This is a genomic window from Flintibacter hominis (assembly GCF_014287965.1).
Taxonomy (GTDB): domain Bacteria; phylum Bacillota; class Clostridia; order Oscillospirales; family Oscillospiraceae; genus Lawsonibacter; species Lawsonibacter aceti.
Genome location: NZ_JACOPO010000002.1, coordinates 148539 through 171050 on the forward strand (window position 1 = coordinate 148539; position 22512 = coordinate 171050).

Consider the following 22512-nt stretch of genomic DNA (forward strand, 5'->3'; position numbering starts at 1 on the left):
TGGTTAAAAGCGCATGGAATCCACACACACATCCACCGAGGCGACCTCTACTCCCGTGGTCTGGCTGACCACATAGCGGACCTCGCTCATAATGGAGCGGCAGACAGCCATCAGGTTGACCCCGTTTTCCACAATGATGTGCAGTTCGATGGACACAGTTCCATCTTCGTTATAATAGACCTTCACGCCCTTGGCCATAGACTCCCGCTTCAGCAGATGGACCAGACCGTCTGTCTTAGAGCGGACAGCCATCCCCTTCACGCCGTAACAGTTGGTGGCGGCGCTTCCTGTGATGGCGGTAAAAACATCGCTGCTGATGCGGATCTCGCCCAGCTCGTTCTGCAGTTTCATAGATCTCTACCTTCCTTTCGCGCAGGATAGGAATCCATATTAATACAGTTTCTATTGTATTCGATTTTCCGCAAAAATACAAGTCCCAACTTCTGTCCTCTTTTCCCTTCCTCTACCGGCCCACCCTTACACCATTCGACGCATCTTTTCCAGAAATTGGAATATAATGGGGCACATCAGGTTAGGACAGGCCCTCTGGGGCCGTATACATAGGAGGAAACAGGCATGACGGCCAGAGAAAGCATACACGGAAAGCTCAACAAACTTCGGCAGCAGTCCAAACAGACCGGTCAGATCCAGCTGTCCGCCTCCGCCCTCACCTTATGGGCGGAGGCGGGTATCCATCTGCTGCTGGCGGCGGTGCTGGCCGGGGCGGTCATCTTTGAGGGGTATTCCCCCTTCGGGGTGGCCCTGGTCGGGGCGGCGGGCTCCGGACTGTGCGGAGGGGCGGCTCTGCTGGGAGCCTGCTTCGGATATCTGTGCCAGATGGGCTTTGCGGACGGGCTGCGGTACGCCTCCGCCTCCATTCTCACCTTTGCTGTGGCCTTCGCCTTCTACGATCTGAAGGCGATCCGTCGCTCCTGGACCATGCCGCTGCTCACCGCCTCCATCAACGGGGCGGCGGGTTTTATCTATCTGTCCCAACAGGGATGGAAGACAGTTGACGCCATCTATTTCTCTCTGGAGGTCTGCCTGACTGCAGCGGCCGTCTGGTGCTACCGGGCGGTCCTGGTCCCTATGCGTGTCCACCGGGAGGACAGGCTCCTCTCCCCTACCCGCCGGGCCGGCCTGTTGGTTTTATTGGCCACCGCGCTGATGGCGCTGGTCCCCCTCTACATCTATAAGGATATCTCTCTAGGCCGCATCCTTGCTGTGTTGGCGGTGATAACCGCCGCCTGGCAGGGCGGTCTGGCCACCGGAGCCATCGCCGGGGTGTCTCTGGGCATGGCCATGGACTTGGCCGGAGCAGGCATCCCCATGTACACCATGGCCTACGGTCTGTCCGGCATGATGGCTGGCCTGTGCCGGGGCAAGGCACGGCTGTGGGCCGCCATGGTCTATGTACTGGTCAATGGTGGCGCAGTGTTATGGACCTGGGAGCGGGAGCTGCCTCTGTCCATTCTGTACGAGGTATTTGTGGCCTCGGTGGCCTTTCTCCTGCTGCCCCAGCGGCCCATGCGCAAGCTGGGTGTGTGGCTGGCTCCCCAGATGGCCGGCCCTGTGGACCTGCGGGCCCAAGCCCTGGTCCAGCATCAGTTGGAGGCCACAGCCAAGGCCTTCCGTACCCTGTGCGACTCCCTGCGCTCCGCCTTCCGTCCCCCGGAGAACGACAATGACGTAGCCACCGTCTTTGACCGAACCGCCAGCAGGGTATGCCGCTCCTGCTCTCTCCGGAACAACTGCTGGCAGCAGAATTACACTACCACCTTCAACGCTCTCAATGACGCCACCCCCGCCATGGTGGAGCGGGGCCGCGCGGAGGGGAGTGACTTTCCCAGCCATTTCTCCCACCGATGCATCCATTTCTCCGCCTTTCTATCCACCGTAAACGAGGAACTTACCGCCCTGTTCTACCGCCGCCAGTACAACGCTCGGGTCAAGGAGAGCCGGGCGGCAGTGGGCCGGCAGTATGCCCAACTGGCTGATCTGCTGGGGGCTGCCTCTGCAGAACTGAGCCGGGAGCTCATTCCCGACCTGCTGGGAGACCGGAAGCTGCGCCAGCGGGTGGCGGAGCTGGGACTGGACATCCGGACCGCGGTATACCGGGACAGCAGGGGCCTGCTCCGGGTGGAGGCAGAGGGTCCCGGCTGCTCCGCCCTGGCACGGCCCAGCCGTCTGTCCGACCTGTCTGACCTGCTGGGTGTCCCCCTCCGGGTGGACCAGCCCGGAGAGGACTCCATCTCCCTTCTCCAGCAGGAGCCGCTGATGGCTCTGGCCGGAGTGGCCGCCCAGAAAAAGAGCGGCGAGACGGTGAGCGGCGACTCCGGAACCTATTTCAAGCGGTCCGACGGCAAGCTGTATGTCCTCCTGTGCGACGGCATGGGCAGCGGCCCTGACGCCAACCGGGAGAGCTCCTTGGCGGTTCGTCTGCTGGAGCAGTTCCTCCAGGCCGGGGTAGAACCACGTCACGCCCTGTCCACCCTCTCCTCCGCCTTGGCGCTCCGCGGAGAGGAAACCGGCGGCTTTACTACGGTAGACCTGCTCCAGGTGGACCTGTTCTCCGGCGAGGGCCAGCTGTTCAAGCTGGGGGCCGCTCCCAGCTATGTAAAAAAGGGCTCTGCGGTCCAGAGGCTGTCCGGCACCTCCCTCCCCGCCGGGCTGGCCGAGGGAGAGCAGGGGGCGCTGGACCAGTTCACCCTGAAGCTGGCGCCAGGGGACACAGTGCTTATGGTGAGCGACGGTATCTGCGGCGCCGGGGAAGACCAGTGGGTCAAGGACAAGCTAGCCCAGTTTGACGGGGCCAGCCCCAAGGACCTGGCCCGTGAACTCATTACCGACAGCCCCAAAGAAGTCACCGATGACCGAACGGCTCTGGTCATCCGCATTGAAAAGCGGGCAGCAGGCCAGATGAAGTCATCGTTAAAATGAAACATGGCGGACGCTGTAGCGTCCGCCATGTTTTAATCCTTCCAGTCCCACCAGTTTAGCCTATCCGCCGGACAGCTCCCATGTTCGGCATAGTACACCGCCAGCCGGTAGACATACAGGGCACACCGGTCCACCTGACAGCCCTGGAACAAGCAGTCCTTTTGATAAATGTGCTCCGGGTCCTCGCCTCGCAGGGAATTCAAAGTGGTATAGCCAATATCCGCCAAGTGGCGGGCCATATTCGGCCCCACTCCAGGGATCCGCTCCAGCTCCGACTTCATTGTCAGAACTCTGCATTGCCCACAGTACGGGGGTGAAGCTCCACATCGCGGATGTTGTTGATACCGGTGAGGTACATCACCATCCGCTCGAAGCCCATGCCATACCCGGCGTGCCGGCAGGAGCCGTAGCGCCGCAGGTCACAGTACCACCAGTAGTCCTTGGGGTCCATGCCCAGCTCCCTGATGCGGCCCTCCAGCAGTTCCAGCCGTTCCTCACGCTGGGAGCCGCCGATGAGCTCGCCGATGCCTGGCACCAGACAGTCGGCGGCGGCCACGGTCTTGCCGTCATCGTTCTGGCGCATATAGAAGGCCTTGATCTCCTTGGGGTAGTCGGTGACAAAGACGGGGCGCTTGAACACCTGCTCGGTGAGGTATCGTTCGTGCTCCGTCTGCAGGTCGGTGCCCCACTCCACTTTGAAGTCGAACTGGTCGTTGACCTTCTTCAAAATCTCCACCGCCTCGGTGTAGGAGACCCGACCGAACTCGGAGTTGGCTACGTGCTCCAGCCGCTCCTTCAGGCCCTTGTCCACAAAGGAGTTGAAGAAGTCGATCTCGTCCGGGCAGTGAGACATGACATATCGGATGACATACTTAATCATGGCCTCGGCGTTGTCCATATAGTCGTTCAGGTCGGCAAAGGCCATCTCCGGCTCGATCATCCAGAATTCGGCGGCGTGCCGCTGCGTGTTGGAATTCTCCGCCCGGAAGGTAGGGCCAAAGGTGTACACGTTGCCGAAGGCCATGGCAAAGTTCTCACAGTTGAGCTGACCGGATACGGTCAAATTGGCCCGCTTGCCGAAGAAATCTTGGGTGTAGTCCACAGTGCCGTCCTCGTTCCTGGGCACGTTCTCCAGGTCCAGGGTAGTCACCTGGAACATCTCGCCCGCCCCTTCACAGTCGCTGGCGGTGATGATGGGGGTGTGGACATAGACAAAGCCCCGGTCCTGGAAGAAGCAGTGGATAGCGTGGGCGGTGGCGGAGCGCACCCGGAAGGCGGCGGAGAACAGGTTGGTCCGGGGCCGCAGGTGCTGGATGGTCCGCAGGAACTCTACACTGTGGCGCTTCTTCTGCAGGGGATAATCGGGGGCGGAAACACCCTCCACCTGGATAGAAGCGGCCTTCACCTCCAAGGGCTGCTTGGCTTCGGGGGTCAGCACCACCTGTCCGCGGACGATCAGCGCGGCGCCCACGTTTTGACCGGCAATCTCTTTATAGTTGTCCAGGACATTGGCGTCCATGACGACCTGCAGGTTCTTGAAGCAGGAGCCATCATTCAGCTCGATAAACCCAAAGGTTTTCATGTCCCGGATGGTCCGGGCCCAGCCGCATACGGTGACGGTCTGGCCGCCCAGCTTTTCCTGGTCGGCAAAGATGGCGGCGACGGTGACGCGTTCCATTTCATTCATCTCCATGTATAAAAAGTCGATGCCATGGAGATGTCCGCCGGAGTGGCACCCCTGGCGCGACTCGAACGCACTACATTCCGCTTAGGAGGCGGACCCTCTATCCCGGTGAGGTACAGGGGCGTATGGTGGACTCTCCATGGTATCTTTTGTATTTTATCGCACTGTCAGGAGGTTGTCAACGGGGAATGTAAAACCATTTATCCCGGAAAAACGACCACCTGTCCCAAATCTCTGGACCTTCGGGGTCAAAACGGATATACTGGGGACAGAAAAACATAGGGAGGTGGAACGGTCATGGAGGTAGAACTGAAGCTGGAGCCTGGCCGGCAGGAACCCAAGGTGGTCATCCTGGCCGGGGAGGACAGCCCGTCCCTGGAGCGGCTTCGAGCGCATCTGTCCGGCCTCTCTCTGGGCCCCATCACCGTGTGGCGCGGGGAGCGGGCCCTGCCGGTCCGGCAGGAGGAATTTCTCCGCTTCTTTGCCGATGGCAAGGGCGTATCCGCCCAGACCGAAAACCAGATCTACGCGGTCCATCTGCGGCTGTACGAGCTGGAGGAGCGGCTGGACACCACCCGCTTTGTCCGCATCTCCAACAGTGAGATCATCAATCTGGACCGGGTGACTGCCATCGACCTGTCCCTGGCCGGGACCATCCGAATGACTCTGGAAGGGGCGGTCCACGCCTATGTATCCCGGCGGTATGTGAAAAAGATCAAGGATACCTTGAACCTGAGAGGTGGGGATAAAACATGAGGGATATCCGTAAAATCTGGTCCATCCGTCTGGCCGCCGGCGCCCTATTAGGCGCTATTCTGACCACCCTGCTGGCCTGGCTGCTCCTCTCCTTTGGAGTATCCAATGGACAGTCTATCCCAGTGTCCCCCGCCGCGGTCCAGTTTTACGGCTCGGCGGCACTGGCCTTAGTAGTCCAGCTCCTGTTAGGCGGTCTCTTCGGGGCCGTGGTCTCCTTAGCCACCCTGCCATTTGCAAACGAGGGAAAAAAGCTGATCCTGCTCTCCCTGGTCCATTGGGGGGCCACTGTCCTCTGTTTCTCCCTGTTACTGACAGGCTGCCGGTGGTTGGATTTCGGCTGGGACTTGCTGCTGTGGGTGGCTCTGCTGACCCTGCTCTATTTCCTGATCTGGCTGGGCCGCTGGATCGGCTGGTATATGGAGGTGATCCAGCTTCGGGAATTGTTGGGGCTGGCTGCCGGTCCCTCTCCCCTGAAGTGGCGGGAAACCCTGCCTTATCTGCCCTTCTTGCTGTTGGTGTGCAACCTGCTGCCGGCGGCGCTGAGGTGGGTGGACAGGACCTTTGTGGTAGATGTTCCCGTACTGTCCGGTTTGCTTCTGCCTTATCTGATCCTGCCGGTAGTAGGTTATCTATCCGGCCTGTCCCTGGGAAAGCGGCAGGGAGTATGCCCCCTATATCCCCTGGCCTGTTTCCTGTTCTATCTGCCCATGGTATATCTGATATATAACAGCTCCGCCCTGTTTCACTGCTTTATGATCGCCCTCCCCGCCCTGGCTGGCAACGTGATGGGCTGGCTGTACCGTCGGGCGTTCCCAAGAAAGAATCGAACGCCCAGTGAGGGGGCTGACCATGGAGATTAAATGGTATTGGCCCATGGAAATGCTGGGATTTGTAGAGAACATTTCAGCGGAATATCAGGATGGGTATATCCATTACAGTGTGTCTGGGTCCTGTGATACCGTAATGATGTGGCTTCTTCTCGGCCTATTCCCGCTTTTATTCCTGTTTGGCTTCCTGACACGGCGGCTGTCAGCCAGAGCCGGGCGGGACACTCTGGGGATCTGGCTTGCGCGGGTCAGTGTGGCCCTGCTGCTCGGCTATGCCCTGCTCCTGTCGATAGGTGTGGGGCCTTATATTCAATTCTATCCCAGCGGAGGCGGTTTTATTTCCTTTGATACGCTAGAGCACCTATTGTACGGGATATACTGCTCCCTGTTGGCGCTGTCCCTCTTTTTGGGAGGGAAGCTGGGCAAACCGAAATAGAGCCTCTTGTTTCCTTTGCGGCTGTTCCGCTGGCCTCTGCCGGTGTCCGGCTTATGATCCTTTTCCGATGCGTGATAGAATCGCGGACAAGAAAGGAGCGGTTGAGATGAAGCCTATCATGGGTAAAACAGATAAAATTCTGTTGACTTTGTTTCTGATGTCCCTGGCAGCCTATCTGGTGATCTTTCTCTCCGCCTTTTGGGACCTGCCTCTGAACATCCCGCCCTGGCACCAGGGTCTGCTCCTGTACTTCCACAGCATCCCCATGTTTTTTCTCCAACTGCTGTTGTGCCGTCTGGCAAAGCCACACTGGCGGCTGTTCGCCCCGCTGATGTTGCTTCTGGTCCCCGGACTTGTCTTTGTGGGCAGCGCAGGATGGGCCGTCCTGGGATGGGTCCTGTTTCTATATTGGTGCGCGGCACCAGCGGCAGGCTATATTCTGGCCTGGATTGTATGGGGTGTTGGGAAGCTGGGCCGGGGGAGGGACAAGCATGAAAAAAGAGATCCGTCTATATAATGTTTTGTTTCCCATCTGGCCGCTTTGGGTCTTCCCGGCAGCCTGACTGTTTTTATCCCTATACATTGAAAAACGGAGGTGCCTTGTGGAAGCCCTGGCCTTTTTCGTCTTAACGCCCCTGCCGGCAGGGATCATCCAGTTCTTCCTCTCCCGGAGCCGTCTGCCCCGCTGGGCCAAGCGGGGGCCCGCTGTCCTGGTCATGCTGGCAGGGATGGTCTGCTTTCTGGGGGCAGTAGACTGTCTTCCTCTGCCCAACACCTACTGGCTGGATGACGGTTCCTTTCTCGCCTTCCCCGACTACTTTTATGGAATGCTGTTCTCCCTGCCCGCCTTGTTTGGCCTGGGGGCAGGGGCGCTCTTTTCCGTGGCCCAGTGGTCGGAGTGAAAAAAACGTCAAACGGAGACCCATTCAAATCTGTAAGAAAAAAGGGCCCTGTCCATGTGGACAGGGCCCTTTCAACTCATGTGCCGGCTTCCGGCAGGTATTTGTCCGCCAAGTTCATATAGTGGCGGTACAGCACCCGGAACCGGCGGCGGTAGTTCTTTTTCCAGGGCTTCTCCCTGCCGCAGAAGTGCAGGACGGCGGTATGGGCCATGACCCAGTCCAGGTCCGCCTCTCCCATACTCCGCACCAAGTAGTTGCTGAAATTTCTGGCGTCATAGTTCCATATAAAATCGTCCACAGCCAGCACCCGGCCGCCATAGAGCGCGTTGAGAATATCCTGATCCGGCAGGATCAGCTCGTCCCCGTGGTTAGACACGTAATCGAACAGCTCCTCCGTGTGAATCTCGTTTCTGCACCGCTCTAAATCCATTAACAGTACGCCGGAATTGTAATAGTCTCCCTCCGTCCCCAGCCGGAAGCGGTTGACATTGTTGGCAATCTCCGTCTTGCCCGTATGGGCCGCAGCGGCAAACAGATGGCCGTCTAGCTCCAGCTCCCACAGAGGGAGCAGAGAGTTGATCACCAGGGTGTCCGGGTCCAGATACAGCACCCGTTTCAGCTCCTCCGGCAGAAAGCGGGCGGCCAGCAGGCGGTAGTACATCTCCTGGGGATACCGGTCTGTCACCGGAGCATCCTGAAAAACAGCCTCATCTACTCGGATAAGCACCAACTGGTAGCCCCATCCGGCAAGGCCGCTCTCCAGCGCGGCCAGCCGCTCCTCCGGGATGCTCCGATGGAGTAGATAGACCCTGCACTGGACGCCGGGATGACTTAGACGCAGGGATGTCAGCATCACCCTAAGCTGGGGCAGGTAATGCTCGTCCAGGGTCACAAGAAGATCCATCCGGGTGGTTTCCATCGCTCTGTCCTCCTATCTCTGTCTGTTGAAGCCCTGCCCAGGCTAACCCCGGGCAGGGCTTCCCTCCGGTCAGGAAAGCTGGAACTGCCCGGTATACAGGCGGTAGTACCGGCCCCGCTTTTCCAGCAGTTGATCATGACTGCCCTTTTCCTCGATCTCGCCGTGTTCGATAACCACGATGCAGTTGGAGTTGCGGACCGTGGACAGCCGATGGGCGATGACAAACACAGTCCGTCCGTCCATCAGGGCGTCCATGCCCTTCTGGATCAGGGCCTCGGTCCGGGTATCGATGGAGGAGGTGGCCTCATCCAGGATCATCACCGGCGGGTCCGCCACCGCCGCCCTAGCGATGGCCAGCAGCTGCCGCTGGCCCTGGGACAGGTTGGCCCCGTCCCCAGTGACCATAGTGTTGTATCCGTCCGGCAGACGGCGGATAAAGGAGTGGGCATTGGCACTCTTTGCCGCGGCAATGCACTCCTCGTCGGTGGCGTCCAGCCGCCCGTATCGAATGTTGTCCATAATGGTGCCGGTGAACAAATGGGTGTCCTGAAGCACCGCCCCCAGGGACCGGCGCAAATCGTCCTTTCGGATGGAACGTACATTGATACCGTCATAGGTGATCATACCACCCTCAATCTCATAGAAGCGGTTAATGAGGTTGGTGATGGTGGTCTTTCCCGCGCCGGTGGAGCCTACGAAGGCGATCTTCTGGCCTGGGTTGGCGTAGACGGACACATCATGCAGGATGCGCTTGCCGGGGACATAGGAGAAGTCCACATGGCTGAACCGGACGGCGCCCTTCAGCTCAGTGAGATAGTAGTCCTCCCCAGGGACATTTCGGACCGCCCCCCGGATAAGATGGAGGGAGGCATTGTGGTTGTGGTCCGGGTATTTCCAGGCCCAGCCGTGGCCGGCCAGAGAGGCCAGATCCTGTACTTCGATGAGGGTGCCGTCAGCCGCTACCCGCACCCAGATGCCATCCGGGGAGTCCTCGCCGGGGAGCAGCAGCTTGAGCCCAGTCTTCTCTCGAACGGCCTGGCCCAGCTCGGTGAGCACGTCGCCCTCCGCCAGCACGGGGACAAGCGCCATGCCGCTGGTCCTGGGCGTCTTCCACGCCCAGGTGTGGGAGTGTCCCTTTCCATTGAAGGGGGACAGGGTGCCATTGGCATCCTTCTCCACCTCGATCAGGGTGACGGTGCCCTCGTCCACCTCGGGCTTGGTGTCCATCACATCGAAGATGCGTTCAGCGCCAGCCAAGGCGGACAGCAGGGTGGTCATCTGCTGGGAGATCTGATTCAGGGGCTGGCCAACCTGCTTGGAGTAGTTCAGATACACCACCAGGCCACCCAGGTCAAAGCCCTGAAGGACGGACAACAGGCCGCCGAAGGCGGCAGTGAGGGCATAGCTGATGTTCATTAGGTTGCCCGAAACCGGCATGATCATGATGGAGTAGAAGTTGGCCTTTTGCGCCGCGTCCCGGTAGGCGGTGTTCAGCTTGCGGAAGTCCTCCTTGGCCTGTTCCTCGTGGGTGAAGGCCTTGACCACCTTCAGCCCCTCAATGATCTCTTGGATCTCGCCATTGACATCACCCAGGGCAGATTGCTGTTGCTGGTAATATTTCCGGCTCCGTCCGCCCAGTGTCCTAAAGAGATACACAGTCACTATCAGCAGCAGGGCGGTAACCAGAAAGAGCTTCCAGTTGATGAACAGCATCATGGCCACCAGACCCACAAACATCAGGCAGCTAGAGCACAGAGAAACTACGCTCTGCTCTAGAGCCATCTGTACGTTATCCGCGTCATTGGTAAAGCGGCTCATCAGCTCACCGTGGGGATGCTTGTCAAAGTAGCTGAGGGGAAGGGACTGAAGGCTGTCAAACAGGTCTTTTCTCAGCCGGTTGACGCCCCTCTGGGCCAGCCGGACCATGACGGCGGACTGGCAGTAGGTGGCCACACAGCCGATCAGATAGACGCCTACCAGCTTGCCCACAGACAGGGCCAGCCCGGCAAAGTCGGTACAGCCCGACCAGATGAAGCTGTTGATGATATCCCGCATCATATAGGAGCCGCCCAGGTTGGTAAACACAGACAGCATCAAAAACAGGAACACAGCGACCAGCGGCAGCTTGCTCTTGGTCAGATATCCTACAAGGCGGCGGATCGTCTTGGCCATATTTTTCGGTTTGGCATAGCCCCCTCTTGGGGCTCTATTGGGTCCTGGCATTATCCACCCACCCCCTCTTGCTGAGATTGATAGATCTCCTGATAAATGGTATTGTTGGCCAGCAGTTCCTCATGGGTGCCCCTGCCGGCGATGTGGTCGTCGTCCAGGATCAGGATCTCGTCAGCGTACTGCACGGAGGAGATCCGCTGGGCAATAATGATCACAGTAGTATCCTTCAAGTTCTCCGCGAAGGACTGGCGGATGGCAGCCTCGGTGGCCGAGTCCACCGCCGAGGTACTGTCGTCCAGGATCAGGATGGCTGGCTTGCGGAGCATGGCCCTGGCGATACACAGCCGCTGCTTCTGGCCGCCGGACACGTTGGTTCCTCCCTGGGTCAGCAGGGTATCGAAGCCGTCCGGGAAGGACATGATGAAGTCATAGGCCTGGGCATCCTTGGCCGCCTGGATCATCTCCTCCTCTGTGGCGTCGGGGCGGCCCCAGAGCAGGTTCTCCCGGATGGTGCCGGTAAAGAGCACGTTGGTCTGAAGCACCATGCCGATACGGGCTCGCAGCTCCTCCAGCGGGTAGTCCCGCACATCCACACCGTCTACCAGGACGGCGCCGCCGGTAACATCATAGAACCGGGGGATCAGGTTGACCAGCGAGGACTTGCCGGTGCCGGTGCCGCCCACAATGGCCACGAACTGGCCGGGCTCCACAGTAAAGCTAATACCGGACAACACGTCGTCCCCCGTGCCGGCAGCCGCGTAGCGGAAGGAAACGTTTTGGAACTCCACTCTGCCCCTGGGAGCGGGAAGGACGCGGTCTACGGCCCCGGACTGCCCCTCCGGTGGGGCCACCCGGTAAATCTCGCCCTGGGGTTTGTTCTCCACGGAGGGCTCGGTGTTCAGCACCTCATGGATGCGGTGGGCGCAGGCCTGGGCACGGGTGAGCTGGAGCAGGGCCATCGCCACCATCATCACGCTCATCAGGATCTGGGCGATATAATTGATAAATGCCTGCAAGTCGCCCAGCAGAAAGCCCTCCGCCATAACCATTCTGCCGCCCAGATACAGGACGGCTACCGTGGCGCCGTTCATGGCCAGCATCATGATAGGCATGATAGCGATGATCTTCAGCCCTACGTTCAGAGCGGCCTCCATCAGCTCATCATTGGACCTTTTGAACTTTCCTCGCTCGTGGTCCTCCCGGACAAATGCCTTGACCACACGGATGGCCACCAGGTTCTCCTGCAGGGTGTTGTTCAGCCCATCGATTTTCTTCTGCATCGTCTCAAAGAGCCTGGTACATATCTTCATCAGAATTCCAATGGCCAGTATCATCAGGGGGATGACCACCACCAGCACGATAGCCAGCCTGGCGTTAATGGAAATACAGATGACCAGGGCGGCGACGAGCATCACCGGAGCCCGGACCAGCATCCGCAGGCCCATATTCAGCATCATGGTCATGGCGTTGACATCGTTGGTCATCCGGGTAATGAGAGAAGCGGAAGAAAATCGGTCGATGTCAGCGAAGGAAAACTCCTGTACCTTGTCGAACAGACACTGGCGCAGGTTAGCGCCAAAGCCCTGGCTGGCGAAGGTGGCGTATTTTGCCGAGCCCACGCCGCAGGCCATGGCGAAGAGGGACAACAGGAGCATCAGACCGCCCATCAGAAAGATGTAGCCCACATCTCCGGCCGGGATGGCCACATCCACGATCTCCGCCATGACCAGAGGGAGGATCAGCTCGCAGATGACCTCCAGGGTAATCAGGATGGGGGACTTGATCGCGTCCTTCTTGTACCCCTCCAAATGGGTAAGAAACAGAGAAAGCAAATTAAGGTTCCTCCTTTGCTTGGGTCTTTGTGGGGGACTCCCCCCGCAAGTTATGGAGCATTCGCCGGCGGAAGGAGAGCAACTGCTCCCGCTCCACCGGGGAGAAGCCCTGGAGCATCCGCCGGGACACAGTTTCAAAGGCCATTTGGCAGCCGATGACCGCCTGCTGCCCCTTGGGGGTAAGCAGTACACGGTTGCGCCGCGCGTCTCGTCCGCGCTCCCGCCGGATATATCCTCCCTTTTCCAGTGATTTCAGTGAGTTTGCCACCGCAGCCGGCGAGATATGCAGCAACTCGGCCAGCTCCCGCTGGGCGTGACACTGGCCGTCCGGGTCGCTGTCGGCACAGCTTTGCAGGATGGTCAGCAGCATGGGGTGGCCGATCTCGTTTAGGTCCGCGGCGATTAATTCCGCCTGAACAGCGGCCCGGTGCGCCAGGTTAATCTGCTGGGACAGCAGCTCCAGCTCGTTGGAGACCGGGATCAAAGCACTCCTCTCCTTTCCAATTAATTAACGGGTTAATAATTAACACGTTGATTATTTTAACACCGCTCTAAAAAATGTCAAGACGGTCCCGTTGAAATTCAAAAACTGTTTACATCCTTCCCTAATAATAGCAAAATAGAGGGCCTGCCCTTCCTGGGCGGCCCTCTATTCTATGGCCTTTCACGGGAATTTACTCCTCGTAATCGTCATACTCAGAGGCACAGGCTGTGCGCTGCAGCTTCCCCTTGGCGTGCCCGCACAGCTCAACCAACGCATCCCAATAGGCGATGATGGCGCAGACCATAGCGGCGGCACCCAGGGACAGAGCCACGATCTTCAGGACGAAACGGGCTATCTTCATATCTGTTTTCCTCCTTTGTTTTTACTGGTTACCGCTATTTTACCTGATACCGGGGGAAAATACAATCGTTTTTACAAATTTAATCGTCCCAGGGCCGCCCTTATCTATGATCCAGAGGATTTCCCATCCTCTCCCTTCGGTGGCAGGGCCCGGAATACAGTTCCCTCCGCCGGCTCCACCTGCCGCTCCTCCATCAGCTGTTCCACGGTGACAAAACAGTAGCCCTCAGACAACAGATTATCCACTACCCGCAGCGCCGCATCTACTGAGGTGTCAAAGATATCGTGCATCAGGATAATATCCCCATCCTTCACATGCTCTACCACCGCTGCCACAATGCGGTCCACATCCTTGTCCTTCCAGTCCTCCGGGTCCACCGACCACAGAATGATGGGGCAGTCCGCCCACTTGCGAACCGAGCTGTCAAACAGGCCGTAGGGGGGACGCAGCCAAAACTCCCCATCGCCCAGGATCTCTGCCAAAAGAGCCCTTGTCTTGCCCACCTGAAGGTCAAAATCCCTGCGGGATAGGTCTGATACCACGACGTGTTCAAAGGTATGAATCCCAATCTGGTGTCCGTCTGCCGCCATACGGCGTATCAGCTCCTCGCTACCCTCGATCCGGTTGCCCACCAGGAAAAAGGTGGCGGGCACCTCCCGCAGCGCCAGTCCGTCCAGCAGCCGGCCGGTGGTGGAATTTCTGGGGCCATCGTCAAAGGTCAGTGCCACCAGCGGCGGCTCTCCCTCCTCAAGCTCCACTGTAGTCGCTCCCCCTGTCATAGTCAGCTCCTGCGGCGGTCCCGGCCATAGGAGAAAGGCCGCCAGCCATGCCGCCAGCCAAAGTATTTTTCCTGTTTTCACCCGCTCCGCCCCTTCCTTGTCCCTTCGGGAACAGTATGTGCGGCCAAGCGGAAATTTCTCCATGAAAAAAATGTTTTCCAGCAGCTTGACAAAAGCTCCCGCCTGTGTATAATATGAAGCAAGCTTCACGTGAAGCACGCTTCATATTTAGAAAGAGGAGGGATCGGGGTTGAAAAACAAAGTCCGGGAGCTTCGGGCCGCCGCCGGCATGACCCAGCAGCAGTTGGCCGACTTGGTCCATGTATCCTCCCGCACGATCATCTCCATTGAAAAGGAGCAGTACAACCCCTCTCTGCTGCTGGCCTACCGCATCGCTCTGGTGTTCGGAGTCAGTCTGGAGGAGCTATGCTGCCTAGAAGAAAACAAGGAGCTGGAGGACAAGGAATATGAAAATATATAACAAAAAAGGTCTCATTTGGGGCGTGTTCTGGACGATAGGCGGTCTCTTCTGTCTGTACCGAGATATTGTCGACCCCCATGATTTTCTGCCCCAGCAGATCAAGTCGGTGATCCTCTCCGTGCTCCTGTTGGCAATGGGCGTCACCGGTTTTGTCCGGGCTTTCTCCAAACGGGCCACCATCGAGGATAAGACCGAGGAACGGGACGAACGCAACAAGCTGGTCCGCCTGAAGGGGGACGCCATGGTGGGCAACATCCTCTTTTATGTTCAGATGGCCCTCATGCTGGCGGGGGTTCTGGCCTATGCCGTCACAAAAAAACTTGTATTCGGCTACCTTTTCCTAATCTGTGGACTGAATGTGAGCCTATGCTTCATCCTGTCCATTATCTTTGCCGTCTATTATGAAAAACATGTCTAGGAGGTTCGTCCTGTGAAGATCAAAAGCGTCCGGAATCTGGCCTCCGGCATCCTGTTGATGTTTTTGGCGGCCGCCTGTGCCTGTAAACTCCTATTGGACGGCTTTCAGCTTCGTTTCCTCCTGTCCGCCCTGCTGGCTGTGTCCATTTCCCTGGTCAGCTTTTATTTCGCCTTCACCCACCGAGGGATCAAGGAGGAGCTCTCCCGGTACGCCGATGAGCGGGACCGCTATCTGGCGATCAAGTCCGGCCACGCGACGGTCCGTATCATGAACTACCTGCTGCTGGGCGGTTGCTGGATAGCCCTTGTACTGTACGGCTTTACCAAGTCCGCTCTCGCGCTGTCCGTTGCCGCCACTCTGTGCGGCGTATTGATCGCCATGTTCATCATTATGTTGGGGGTGAATCTCTACTATGAGCGCCGAGGATAAGAAAAATGTTATAGAACAGCCTGTCAAATGGGCCAATCGCCGCCCGTTATATGACGAGCGGGATCAGGAAATTGAGGCCTGTGCCAACAGCAAGGCTCTTGGCTTTGGGGCGGGCTGTCTGGAATTGTTCACCGTTCTATGCGCCGTGAAGGGGGATCCCGCCTGGCGGGGCGGTCTGGCCCTTCTCCTGTTGGGAATGTCCGCCAGTATGCTGTACCGCTCCAGCGCCTACGAGGAGAAGCACTATCTCTGGGGCGGCCTTCTTCTGGGAGCTCTCGGCGCCACCCTGCTGGCCTGGTTCACCTTCGGAAGCTGAAAGGAGGATATCCATGTGGATCATTGGAGGCGTGCTCTCCTTCTACCTGCTGCAGAAGCTGGCTGCTCTGTTAGCCATCGGACTGTTTTTGCTGGCCGTCTGGATGAAATCGAAAATATCCCATATGGATGGTGAAAAATGGGACCAGTATTTCAGGACGTTAAGCAACCGGGGATATACGGCTGTGTTCTTTGTCTTTTACACTATCCCTCATCTGGCCCTGGGCTGGGTGGGATACCTGCTCTATTCCCATTTTTGTTTCCCCGCTCCGGCTGTGCTGGCCCTGCTCATTCCCCTGCTGGGGATTCTAAAGGCGGTTCGGATGCTGGACGAAAACAAGGAAAAGCTGTGGGCCAAGATCCGTAAGCTGGGATAAACAGATAAAAAGCGGGCGGCCAATGGCCGCCCCGCTCCTTTATCCCTTCCACGTCTGGTACTGCTCCACTAGCTCCTGATAGCCTGGTACACCTTTCAAAAATTGAGCCTCCGGGTCCAGGTCCAACTGGTCCAGCAGAGGCTTGAGCAACATGCTCTGGGCCTCCCCGGTTTCGTTCTTGGTGGGTAGATGGCGATACAGAGAAGATTCACTCAAATCCCAGGGGACCGTCAAAGAGTGGAGCAGTCTCTCCAGCAGCTCCAGCGCCCGTGGGCCGTTCCGTTCTGCCATGGCCAACTGGAGGGGAGCGGACAGCACAGCGTAATCGGTAAGGCCCATAACTCTCCCCTCTGCCTCAGCCGTATCAGAAAAGTGGTGAGCCGCCTCCTTGTCCCCCTCCTCAATCGCCAGCTCGATCATGTGGAGGAGGGTGGTCTGGATAGCATGGGCCCGGTCAAACAAGTCCCGCTCCAGGATAGTCCAGGCCTCCTCGATCTTTCCCTCCTTCCTCCGCAGGGAGGCGGTGAGAGTACGCTTGTCCATATGGGTATCGGACAGCCGGTCCAACAGGGTCTGGGCCCGGTCCAACTCCCCCCGGCTAATACACTTAGAGGCCACAGTGTAAGTAGCGGCTTCACACACCCTTGCGTCCGCACTGCTGACACACCGCTCATAGAGCGCGTCGATCTCCTCCTGCCAGGTCTGCCTCTCCCCCTCTGTGCCGCCAGGTAACAGAGTCAATATTCCCTCCAGCAGCCCCGCCAAGCTGAAGGCGAGCAGGTCACTATTGGGAAACTCCCGCAGCTTACTCCTGGCCAAATCAAAGGCCGCGGCAGGCGCCTCCCCCTGGGCTGTCTCATAGACTCGGTTCAGAAATAAACCAATTTCCTCTTGGGTCAGATCCTCCTGAAAAGACAGCAGGGTGTTCAGATCCACCCCCAGGGTCCGGGCCAGGGAAGGCAGAAGGGTAATATCTGGGTAATTGAGCCCTTTCTCCCATTTATTTACTGCCGGGGCACTAACTCCGAGCCTATCAGCCAGTCCCTCCTGGGTCAGTCCCATGGTCTGGCGGCGGGTACGGATTACGTCATGGATTTTCATAAGCTTCTCCTCCTGTCTTTCCACCATCATACCAGACTTTCCCGTCCGCTACAATGGAGCAGTACGACAGAGAACGGGAGCGGATATTAACCTTCAGTTAATTTTAACACAAAAGATCCCCCGGTTTTGGCCGGGGGATCTCTCCATATCATTTCATATCAGGGAGCAGGCACCACTTCTACCGTGTAGCCCAGGTCCTTCAGCCCCTGGACGACGCCGGTCTCGCCCACCATGTGGCCGGCGCCCACCACCAGCAGGCCGGTGTGGGAGCCCTCCCGCTTCAGATACTCATCCGCATAGGCGATCATGCCGGGGTCCCGGTCGGTGAACAGCTTGCTGTTGAGCTCGTCGTCGCTGTTCAGGATGGCATCCTTATCATAGATCTGGTCAAAGCTCTCCACGTCCCGGCTCTTCCAGGTGTCCATCATGGCGCCGATCTGGGCCACCTCCTCCTGCAGGGCCTCCTGGGTGGCGGGCTCAAAGGCCTCCTCCCCCAGCACGGCGGTCAGGGCGTCCTTCGTCTGCTGGCTCATGGAATCAGGGTCCAGAATCATCAGCAGGCCGCTGGCCAGGTATACCTCCTGGTACTCAGGGGACAGGCCGTCAAAAATACCGCCCTGGAAGGCATAGGTCTCCACAGCGTCGATGGCGATGCCGGCATTGACCGCCTTGGCGTTGACATACATATCAATGGCCATGGCGTTGGAGCTGGTGGTCTCATCCATCGTAGCCAGGGAGGAAAAGCTGTTGGCCAGGGCCCAAGCTTTGTACTGGGCGATGGTCTGCTCATCCATCCCCATCTGAGCGGCGGTTTCCACTACCACCTGATACAGCTCCGGGGAGATGTGGTCGGCCAGGGTCGTACCGTCGGCATAGGTCTGCATGGCGGCAAACTCGGCGATCTGGGCCTGGTCATTGAAGTCCAACTCAAAGGTCACCTGCTCGGCGTTCAGAATGATGTCCCGCAGCTGCTTATGGATGGGGTAGGTGTTGTTCACGTCCGTATGGATGGAGCCCAGCAGGTACAAGGTGTTGCCGTTGCCCTCCGCCTTCCACAGCAGACCCAGGGAGCCGGCGTTCTGCTGGTCATATAGATTGAGGATCAGGCTGTTGGCCATAGCGGCCCCCTCCAGCAGAGTGCAGGGACGGTCCAGATTCAGCCCGGTGCCGTCGCCGGCTATCGCGCCCACCTCAGTCATGAAGGCCTCTGGTCCCTCCTCCACGCCGGGAAAGGCGTAAGCGGCCGCCTCCTGGTACAGAGCGTTGAGCACACCGCCGCGGGTCGTATCGAGGACCAGGCCGGTGTCATCCGCCTCCCGCTGCTCCACACCCAGCAGGGCCAGCTTGTCAGCCACCACCTGTGTCATCTTGTTCAACTGCTCATCTGTGATGGTCTTGCCGTGGTCCGTGTACAGCTCGTCACCAAAAAGTCCCATAGCATATCCATCTGCCAGCACGCCGTAGGCCCAGGTTGGGAGAGGCTGGACCTGCTCCTCGGCCGCCAGAATGGCGGGGGATGCCCCCATGGCCACAGCCAGGGAGAGCAGCAGCGCTAAAAATTTTTTCATAGTGAGACGTCCTTTCTCCATTTGCCTTAGTCTGTTTAAGTGTACTTTTATAAACCGGCAAAGTCAAGAAAAATGATTTGGAAAATCGGTTGCAATATCTGGATCTTTGTGTTATATTAGCGCAAGGGTTATTTTGAAAAAAGTTTGAAAAAGTACACTTTTTCAAACTTTTTATTCATTATTTGCTGAAATATATAACAAAACAGGAACAGGCCACGAAGGGGCCTGTTCCTGTCTGTCTTTTGGGCGGAATGAAGGTCGTGCCCGTTGCTTACTCTTTGACTACTGTTTTGGTGATGGTAGCCTTGGGGTCCTCGGTGTCGAAGACTGTCTTGGCGGCGGCAGCCAGACCGGCCAAGCCCTGGATCTCGCTGGGAATAATGATCTTGGTGGCTTTCCCGTTGGCGGCGGCCTGGAATGCCTCCAGCGCCTTGATTTTGATGACGCCGTCGCCAGGGGCAGCGTCATTGATGAGCCGAATGGCGTCTGCGGTGGCCTGCTGGACCTTCAGGATGGCCTCGGCTTCGGCCTCAGCCTCCAAAATCTTGGCCTGCTTGGCGCCTTCCGCCTGAAGGATGGCCGCCTGCTTGGCCGCGTCGGCTCGAAGGATAGCGGACTGTTTCTCGCCCTCCGCCACCAAGATTTGGGACTGCTTCTGGCCCTCGGCCTGGAGGATGGACTCACGCCTCTCGCGCTCGGCCCGCATCTGCTTCTCCATGGATTCCTGAATATCCCGGGGCGGCATAATATTTTTCAGCTCCACCCGGTTGACCTTGATGCCCCAGTTGTCGGTGGCTTCGTCCAGAATCGCCCGCATCTGTCCGTTGATGTGGTCCCGGCTGGTCAGGGACTGGTCCAGCTCCAGGTCGCCGATAATATTACGAAGGGTGGTAGCGGTCAGGTTTTCAATGGCGGACATGGGGTTCTCCACCCCATAGGTGTACAGTTTGGGATCTGTGATCTGAAAATAAATTACGGTATCGATCTGCATAGTCACGTTGTCCTTGGTGATGACGGGCTGGGGCGGAAAGTCCACCACCTGCTCCTTCAGGGACACATTTTTCGCTACCCGGTCCACGATAGGCAGCTTGAACTTCAGACCCACGCCCCACACCGTACGGAATGCGCCCAGCCGCTCGATGACAAAGGCACGGGACTGGGGAACGATCTTGATGCAGGACCCCAGCACAATTAGGACCAGCAGAGCCAAGATTATCCATGGCAGAATACCCAAGACAACTTCCATATTTTCTCCTCACTTTCTAAATGGCTTCCATTTACAAGCACTTATAATGTTTCTACGAACACCTTGACCCCTTCGATACGAAGCACTTTGACCTCCGTACCGGCGGGGATGACCACAGCCTGCTGGCTCCGGGCGGACCATATCTGGCCTGAGATATTGACCTGACCCTTTCCCTCTATGTTGTCGATGTCCTGGATCACTATGGCAGTCTTGCCGATCACCCGATCCGCGTTAGTGGCCACATTTTTGGTATCCAGATACCGGGCGGCCAATGGCCGCACCAGAGCCAGCGCCAGACCGGACAGAGCCAGAAACACAATCACCTGAACCCAGATCGCTCCGCCCATCCAGGCTGTGATCGCTCCGCCTAGGGCTCCGACGGCAAACCAAATGAAGGTCAGCCCCACGGTGGCCAGTTCCCCGAGGACCAGCACCACCATCACGATCAGCCAAATGGTACTCGGACTCATAGACACTCCTTTCCCCCGGTCCTGATGCACAGTCCCGAGGCTTGCTATATTGGTAGCATATCATATCCGCCAGGAAATTGCTACAATAACTTGCTGTCAAAAAATAAAATATTGGCTATAAATTAGTATGGCCTCAAATCTTATAGCCATCATACACAGAAAAAACCAATCAAACCGCACTCCTAGACATACCTATATTCCAAGCAAAAAAGTTCGGCTCTCACTTTTGATGAGAGCCGAACTTTTTAGTTTCTTAAACGTTAGGCTTTGACACGGACACGGCGGAAGGAAGTTGGCTTTCTACGTGCCCGGGTTTTAAAGACTAACCGCGTTTATCAGTACATGCCGCCCATGTCAGGGGCAGCGGGAGCGGCGGGAGCGGGAGGCTGGGGCTTATCGGCCACCAGGGACTCGGTGGTCAACAGGGTGGATGCGATGGAAGCGGCGTTCTCCAGGGCAGAACGGGTCACCTTGGTGGGATCCACAATGCCGGCGGGGATCATATCGCAGTACTCCTCCTTGTAGGCATCGAAGCCGTAGCCGGTCTTGCCGGACTCGCGGATCTTCTCCAGCACTACAGAGCCGTCGATGCCGGCATTGGCGGCGATCTGCTTCACCGGAGCGGTGAGGGCCCGGGCGATGATCTGGACACCAGTCTTCTCGTCGCCCTCGACCTGGTCGTACAGCTTCTCCACGGCGGGGATGGCATTCAGGTAGGCGGTGCCGCCGCCGGCCACGATGCCCTCTTCCACAGCGGCGCGGGTGGCGTTCAAGGCGTCCTCGATGCGCAGCTTCTTCTCCTTCATCTCCACCTCGGTGGCGGCGCCTACCTTGATGACGGCCACACCGCCGGCCAGCTTGGCCAGCCGCTCCTGGAGCTTCTCCTTGTCATAGTCGGAGGTGGTGACCTCAATCTGGCTCTTGATCTGGCCAATGCGGGCCTTGATGTCCTCGCTGCTGCCAGCGCCGTTGACGATGGTGGTGTTCTCCTTAGTAATCTTCACCTGACGGGCCTGACCCAGCATAGTCAACTGAGCTTCCTTCAGCTCCAGACCCACATCGGAGGAGATGACCTGGCCGCCGGTCAGGATGGCGATATCCTGGAGCATCTCCTTGCGGCGGTCACCGAAGCCAGGGGCCTTGACGCACACCACATTCAGGGTGCCGCGCAGGCGGTTGACAATCAGAGTAGACAGGGCGTCGCCCTCCACGTCTTCAGCGATGATCAGCAGCTTCTTGCCGGACTGGACCACCTGTTCCAGAATGGGCAGCAGCTCCTGGATGTTGGAGATCTTCTTATCGGTGATGAGGATGAGGGCGTCGTCCAGGTTGGCCTCCATCTTCTCGGTGTCGGTGACCATATAGGGGGTGATGTAGCCCCGGTCGAACTGCATACCTTCCACGACCTCGGAGTAGGTCTCGGCGGTCTTGGACTCCTCGATGGTGATGACGCCGTCGTGGCCCACTTTCTCCATCGCCTCAGCGATCAGCTTGCCGATGGTCTCATCGCCGGAGGACACGGCACCGACACGGGCGATATCAGCGGAGCCGTTGACCTTCTGGCTGTTGGCCTTCATGGCCTCAATGGCGGCCGCGGTGGCCTTGGCGATGCCCTTCTTCATGACCATGGGGTTGGCACCGGCCGCCAGGTTCTTCAGGCCCTCGCGAACGATAGCCTGCGCCAGCAGGGTAGCGGTGGTGGTGCCGTCGCCGGCCACATCGTTGGTCTTGGTGGAGACCTCCTTCACCAGCTGGGCGCCCATGTTCTCAAAGGGGTCCTCCAGCTCGATCTCCTTGGCGATGGTAACACCGTCGTTGGTGATAAGGGGAGCACCGAACTTCTTGTCCAGCACCACGTTGCGGCCCTTGGGGCCCAGGGTGATCTTTACAGTATCGGCCAGCTGGTTGACGCCCTTCTCCAGAGCCTTGCGGGCCTCCTCGCCGTAGCAGATAATTTTAGCCATAACACATTACCTCCGATTTAGAGTAAATTTGATACACGATTTGGGATAAAA

The 22512-nt window shown here is 58.2% G+C and carries 25 protein-coding genes and 1 tRNA gene; 11 read left to right on the forward strand and 15 right to left on the reverse strand.

Annotated elements, in window-relative coordinates; translation table 11 throughout:
- Positions 1 to 3: 3 nt before the first annotated feature.
- Entirely contained in the window at positions 4 to 351 is a 348-nt protein-coding gene (locus tag H8S11_RS03970) for an Asp23/Gls24 family envelope stress response protein (RefSeq protein ID WP_147573342.1), read from the reverse strand.
- Between the two features lie 225 nt (positions 352 to 576).
- Between H8S11_RS03970 and H8S11_RS03975 the strand changes: the two genes are divergently transcribed.
- Complete coding sequence (locus H8S11_RS03975) at positions 577 to 2940, forward strand: SpoIIE family protein phosphatase (protein WP_186852264.1); 2364 nt, start codon at positions 577 to 579, stop codon at positions 2938 to 2940.
- Positions 2941 to 2972: 32 nt separating this feature from the next.
- Here H8S11_RS03975 and H8S11_RS03980 read toward each other — a convergent pair whose 3' ends face one another.
- The 3 genes from H8S11_RS03980 to H8S11_RS03990 all read right to left on the reverse strand — a co-directional run bounded on the left by H8S11_RS03980 (position 2973) and on the right by H8S11_RS03990 (position 4747).
- Entirely contained in the window at positions 2973 to 3221 is a 249-nt protein-coding gene (locus H8S11_RS03980; protein ID WP_147573340.1) for a helix-hairpin-helix domain-containing protein, read from the reverse strand.
- Positions 3222 to 3223: 2 nt separating this feature from the next.
- The gene (gene asnS, locus H8S11_RS03985) at positions 3224 to 4618 is read right to left on the reverse strand and encodes an asparagine--tRNA ligase (RefSeq protein ID WP_147573339.1); all 1395 of its coding nucleotides are present in this window, start codon (positions 4616 to 4618) and stop codon (positions 3224 to 3226) included.
- A 52-nt stretch (positions 4619 to 4670) separates the two neighbouring features.
- Positions 4671 to 4747: transfer RNA gene (locus H8S11_RS03990), tRNA-Arg, on the reverse strand.
- A 174-nt stretch (positions 4748 to 4921) separates the two neighbouring features.
- Here H8S11_RS03990 and H8S11_RS03995 point away from each other — a divergent pair.
- The 5 genes from H8S11_RS03995 (at position 4922) to H8S11_RS04015 (ending at position 7545) form a co-directional block, all read left to right on the forward strand.
- Positions 4922 to 5380 (forward strand): LytTR family DNA-binding domain-containing protein, encoded by a 459-nt coding sequence (locus tag H8S11_RS03995; protein WP_147573338.1) that lies wholly within the window; start codon positions 4922 to 4924, stop codon positions 5378 to 5380.
- Positions 5377 to 6240, forward strand: a complete 864-nt coding sequence (locus tag H8S11_RS04000) for a DUF3021 family protein (RefSeq protein WP_186852265.1) — start codon at positions 5377 to 5379, stop codon at positions 6238 to 6240. The genes H8S11_RS03995 and H8S11_RS04000 overlap by 4 nt, the downstream gene beginning before the upstream one ends.
- On the forward strand, positions 6230 to 6643 hold the full coding sequence (locus tag H8S11_RS04005) for a hypothetical protein (RefSeq protein ID WP_186852266.1): 414 nt from the start codon (positions 6230 to 6232) through the stop codon (positions 6641 to 6643). The genes H8S11_RS04000 and H8S11_RS04005 overlap by 11 nt, the downstream gene beginning before the upstream one ends.
- Positions 6644 to 6749: 106 nt before the next feature.
- Positions 6750 to 7160 (forward strand): hypothetical protein, encoded by a 411-nt coding sequence (locus H8S11_RS04010; RefSeq protein ID WP_243200922.1) that lies wholly within the window; start codon positions 6750 to 6752, stop codon positions 7158 to 7160.
- A gap of 85 nt (positions 7161 to 7245) precedes the next feature.
- Positions 7246 to 7545, forward strand: coding sequence for a hypothetical protein (locus H8S11_RS04015; RefSeq protein WP_186852267.1), 300 nt, complete (start codon positions 7246 to 7248; stop codon positions 7543 to 7545).
- A 76-nt stretch (positions 7546 to 7621) separates the two neighbouring features.
- Here H8S11_RS04015 and H8S11_RS04020 read toward each other — a convergent pair whose 3' ends face one another.
- The 6 genes from H8S11_RS04020 to H8S11_RS04045 form a co-directional block, all read right to left on the reverse strand.
- Positions 7622 to 8464 carry a glycosyltransferase family 8 protein gene (locus H8S11_RS04020; RefSeq protein WP_147573334.1) on the reverse strand — a complete coding sequence of 281 codons (843 nt, stop codon included), beginning with the start codon at positions 8462 to 8464 and terminating at the stop codon, positions 7622 to 7624.
- Positions 8465 to 8533: 69 nt separating this feature from the next.
- Complete coding sequence (locus tag H8S11_RS04025; protein ID WP_243200923.1) at positions 8534 to 10636, reverse strand: ABC transporter ATP-binding protein; 2103 nt, start codon at positions 10634 to 10636, stop codon at positions 8534 to 8536.
- 50 nt (positions 10637 to 10686) lie between these two features.
- On the reverse strand, positions 10687 to 12468 hold the full coding sequence (locus H8S11_RS04030; protein ID WP_186852269.1) for an ABC transporter ATP-binding protein: 1782 nt from the start codon (positions 12466 to 12468) through the stop codon (positions 10687 to 10689).
- Position 12469: 1 nt separating this feature from the next.
- Entirely contained in the window at positions 12470 to 12952 is a 483-nt protein-coding gene (locus H8S11_RS04035; protein WP_186852270.1) for a MarR family winged helix-turn-helix transcriptional regulator, read from the reverse strand.
- Between the two features lie 190 nt (positions 12953 to 13142).
- Positions 13143 to 13313: a hypothetical protein gene (locus H8S11_RS04040; RefSeq protein ID WP_186852271.1), complete on the reverse strand. Its 171-nt coding sequence runs from the start codon at positions 13311 to 13313 to the stop codon at positions 13143 to 13145.
- Between the two features lie 104 nt (positions 13314 to 13417).
- Positions 13418 to 14236, reverse strand: coding sequence for a polysaccharide deacetylase family protein (locus H8S11_RS04045; RefSeq protein ID WP_243200924.1), 819 nt, complete (start codon positions 14234 to 14236; stop codon positions 13418 to 13420).
- Positions 14237 to 14342: 106 nt separating this feature from the next.
- Here H8S11_RS04045 and H8S11_RS04050 point away from each other — a divergent pair, with 106 nt between their 5' ends.
- From H8S11_RS04050 to H8S11_RS04070, 5 genes are read left to right on the forward strand one after another with little or no spacing between them, the layout of a single operon-like run.
- Positions 14343 to 14573, forward strand: a complete 231-nt coding sequence (locus H8S11_RS04050) for a helix-turn-helix transcriptional regulator (protein WP_147573330.1) — start codon at positions 14343 to 14345, stop codon at positions 14571 to 14573.
- Positions 14560 to 14991 carry a hypothetical protein gene (locus tag H8S11_RS04055; protein ID WP_186852272.1) on the forward strand — a complete coding sequence of 144 codons (432 nt, stop codon included), beginning with the start codon at positions 14560 to 14562 and terminating at the stop codon, positions 14989 to 14991. The genes H8S11_RS04050 and H8S11_RS04055 overlap by 14 nt, the downstream gene beginning before the upstream one ends.
- Before the next feature lie 12 nt (positions 14992 to 15003).
- The gene (locus H8S11_RS04060) at positions 15004 to 15420 is read left to right on the forward strand and encodes a DUF2178 domain-containing protein (protein WP_186852273.1); all 417 of its coding nucleotides are present in this window, start codon (positions 15004 to 15006) and stop codon (positions 15418 to 15420) included.
- The gene (locus H8S11_RS04065; protein WP_186852274.1) at positions 15404 to 15736 is read left to right on the forward strand and encodes a hypothetical protein; all 333 of its coding nucleotides are present in this window, start codon (positions 15404 to 15406) and stop codon (positions 15734 to 15736) included. Before H8S11_RS04060 ends, H8S11_RS04065 begins: the two co-directional genes overlap by 17 nt.
- Before the next feature lie 13 nt (positions 15737 to 15749).
- Complete coding sequence (locus tag H8S11_RS04070; RefSeq protein ID WP_186852275.1) at positions 15750 to 16112, forward strand: hypothetical protein; 363 nt, start codon at positions 15750 to 15752, stop codon at positions 16110 to 16112.
- Between the two features lie 39 nt (positions 16113 to 16151).
- Here the strand turns inward: H8S11_RS04070 and H8S11_RS04075 are convergent, their stop codons facing one another.
- The 5 genes from H8S11_RS04075 to groL form a co-directional block, all read right to left on the reverse strand.
- The gene (locus tag H8S11_RS04075; RefSeq protein ID WP_186852276.1) at positions 16152 to 17213 is read right to left on the reverse strand and encodes a helix-turn-helix domain-containing protein; all 1062 of its coding nucleotides are present in this window, start codon (positions 17211 to 17213) and stop codon (positions 16152 to 16154) included.
- 158 nt (positions 17214 to 17371) lie between these two features.
- Positions 17372 to 18781 (reverse strand): TraB/GumN family protein, encoded by a 1410-nt coding sequence (locus tag H8S11_RS04080; protein WP_240288615.1) that lies wholly within the window; start codon positions 18779 to 18781, stop codon positions 17372 to 17374.
- A gap of 271 nt (positions 18782 to 19052) precedes the next feature.
- Positions 19053 to 20027, reverse strand: a complete 975-nt coding sequence (locus H8S11_RS04085; protein ID WP_186852278.1) for an SPFH domain-containing protein — start codon at positions 20025 to 20027, stop codon at positions 19053 to 19055.
- A 41-nt stretch (positions 20028 to 20068) separates the two neighbouring features.
- Positions 20069 to 20497 (reverse strand): NfeD family protein, encoded by a 429-nt coding sequence (locus tag H8S11_RS04090; RefSeq protein WP_147573323.1) that lies wholly within the window; start codon positions 20495 to 20497, stop codon positions 20069 to 20071.
- Between the two features lie 335 nt (positions 20498 to 20832).
- On the reverse strand, positions 20833 to 22461 hold the full coding sequence (groL, locus tag H8S11_RS04095) for a chaperonin GroEL (protein WP_186852279.1): 1629 nt from the start codon (positions 22459 to 22461) through the stop codon (positions 20833 to 20835).
- Positions 22462 to 22512 lie beyond the last annotated feature (51 nt).

Excerpts from the sequence above, each read along its gene's own strand:
- H8S11_RS04005 (WP_186852266.1), top strand. The coding sequence starts at position 6,230 with ATGGAGATTAAATGGTATTGGCCCATGGAAATGCTGGGATTTGTAGAG.
- H8S11_RS04055 (WP_186852272.1), top strand. The coding sequence starts at position 14,560 with ATGAAAATATATAACAAAAAAGGTCTCATTTGGGGCGTGTTCTGGACG.
- asnS (WP_147573339.1), bottom strand. The coding sequence starts at position 4,618 with ATGGAACGCGTCACCGTCGCCGCCATCTTTGCCGACCAGGAAAAGCTG.
- H8S11_RS04010 (WP_243200922.1), top strand. The coding sequence starts at position 6,750 with ATGAAGCCTATCATGGGTAAAACAGATAAAATTCTGTTGACTTTGTTT.
- H8S11_RS04070 (WP_186852275.1), top strand. The coding sequence starts at position 15,750 with ATGTGGATCATTGGAGGCGTGCTCTCCTTCTACCTGCTGCAGAAGCTG.
- groL (WP_186852279.1), bottom strand. The coding sequence starts at position 22,461 with ATGGCTAAAATTATCTGCTACGGCGAGGAGGCCCGCAAGGCTCTGGAG.
- H8S11_RS04075 (WP_186852276.1), bottom strand. The coding sequence starts at position 17,213 with ATGAAAATCCATGACGTAATCCGTACCCGCCGCCAGACCATGGGACTG.
- H8S11_RS04085 (WP_186852278.1), bottom strand. The coding sequence starts at position 20,027 with ATGGAAGTTGTCTTGGGTATTCTGCCATGGATAATCTTGGCTCTGCTG.
- H8S11_RS03980 (WP_147573340.1), bottom strand. The coding sequence starts at position 3,221 with ATGAAGTCGGAGCTGGAGCGGATCCCTGGAGTGGGGCCGAATATGGCC.
- H8S11_RS03975 (WP_186852264.1), top strand. The coding sequence starts at position 577 with ATGACGGCCAGAGAAAGCATACACGGAAAGCTCAACAAACTTCGGCAG.
- H8S11_RS04065 (WP_186852274.1), top strand. The coding sequence starts at position 15,404 with ATGAGCGCCGAGGATAAGAAAAATGTTATAGAACAGCCTGTCAAATGG.
- H8S11_RS03970 (WP_147573342.1), bottom strand. The coding sequence starts at position 351 with ATGAAACTGCAGAACGAGCTGGGCGAGATCCGCATCAGCAGCGATGTT.
- H8S11_RS03995 (WP_147573338.1), top strand. The coding sequence starts at position 4,922 with ATGGAGGTAGAACTGAAGCTGGAGCCTGGCCGGCAGGAACCCAAGGTG.
- H8S11_RS04000 (WP_186852265.1), top strand. The coding sequence starts at position 5,377 with ATGAGGGATATCCGTAAAATCTGGTCCATCCGTCTGGCCGCCGGCGCC.
- H8S11_RS04045 (WP_243200924.1), bottom strand. The coding sequence starts at position 14,236 with ATGGAGAAATTTCCGCTTGGCCGCACATACTGTTCCCGAAGGGACAAG.
- H8S11_RS04025 (WP_243200923.1), bottom strand. The coding sequence starts at position 10,636 with ATGGCCAAGACGATCCGCCGCCTTGTAGGATATCTGACCAAGAGCAAG.
- H8S11_RS04080 (WP_240288615.1), bottom strand. The coding sequence starts at position 18,781 with ATGAAAAAATTTTTAGCGCTGCTGCTCTCCCTGGCTGTGGCCATGGGG.
- H8S11_RS04040 (WP_186852271.1), bottom strand. The coding sequence starts at position 13,313 with ATGAAGATAGCCCGTTTCGTCCTGAAGATCGTGGCTCTGTCCCTGGGT.
- H8S11_RS04020 (WP_147573334.1), bottom strand. The coding sequence starts at position 8,464 with ATGGAAACCACCCGGATGGATCTTCTTGTGACCCTGGACGAGCATTAC.
- H8S11_RS04090 (WP_147573323.1), bottom strand. The coding sequence starts at position 20,497 with ATGAGTCCGAGTACCATTTGGCTGATCGTGATGGTGGTGCTGGTCCTC.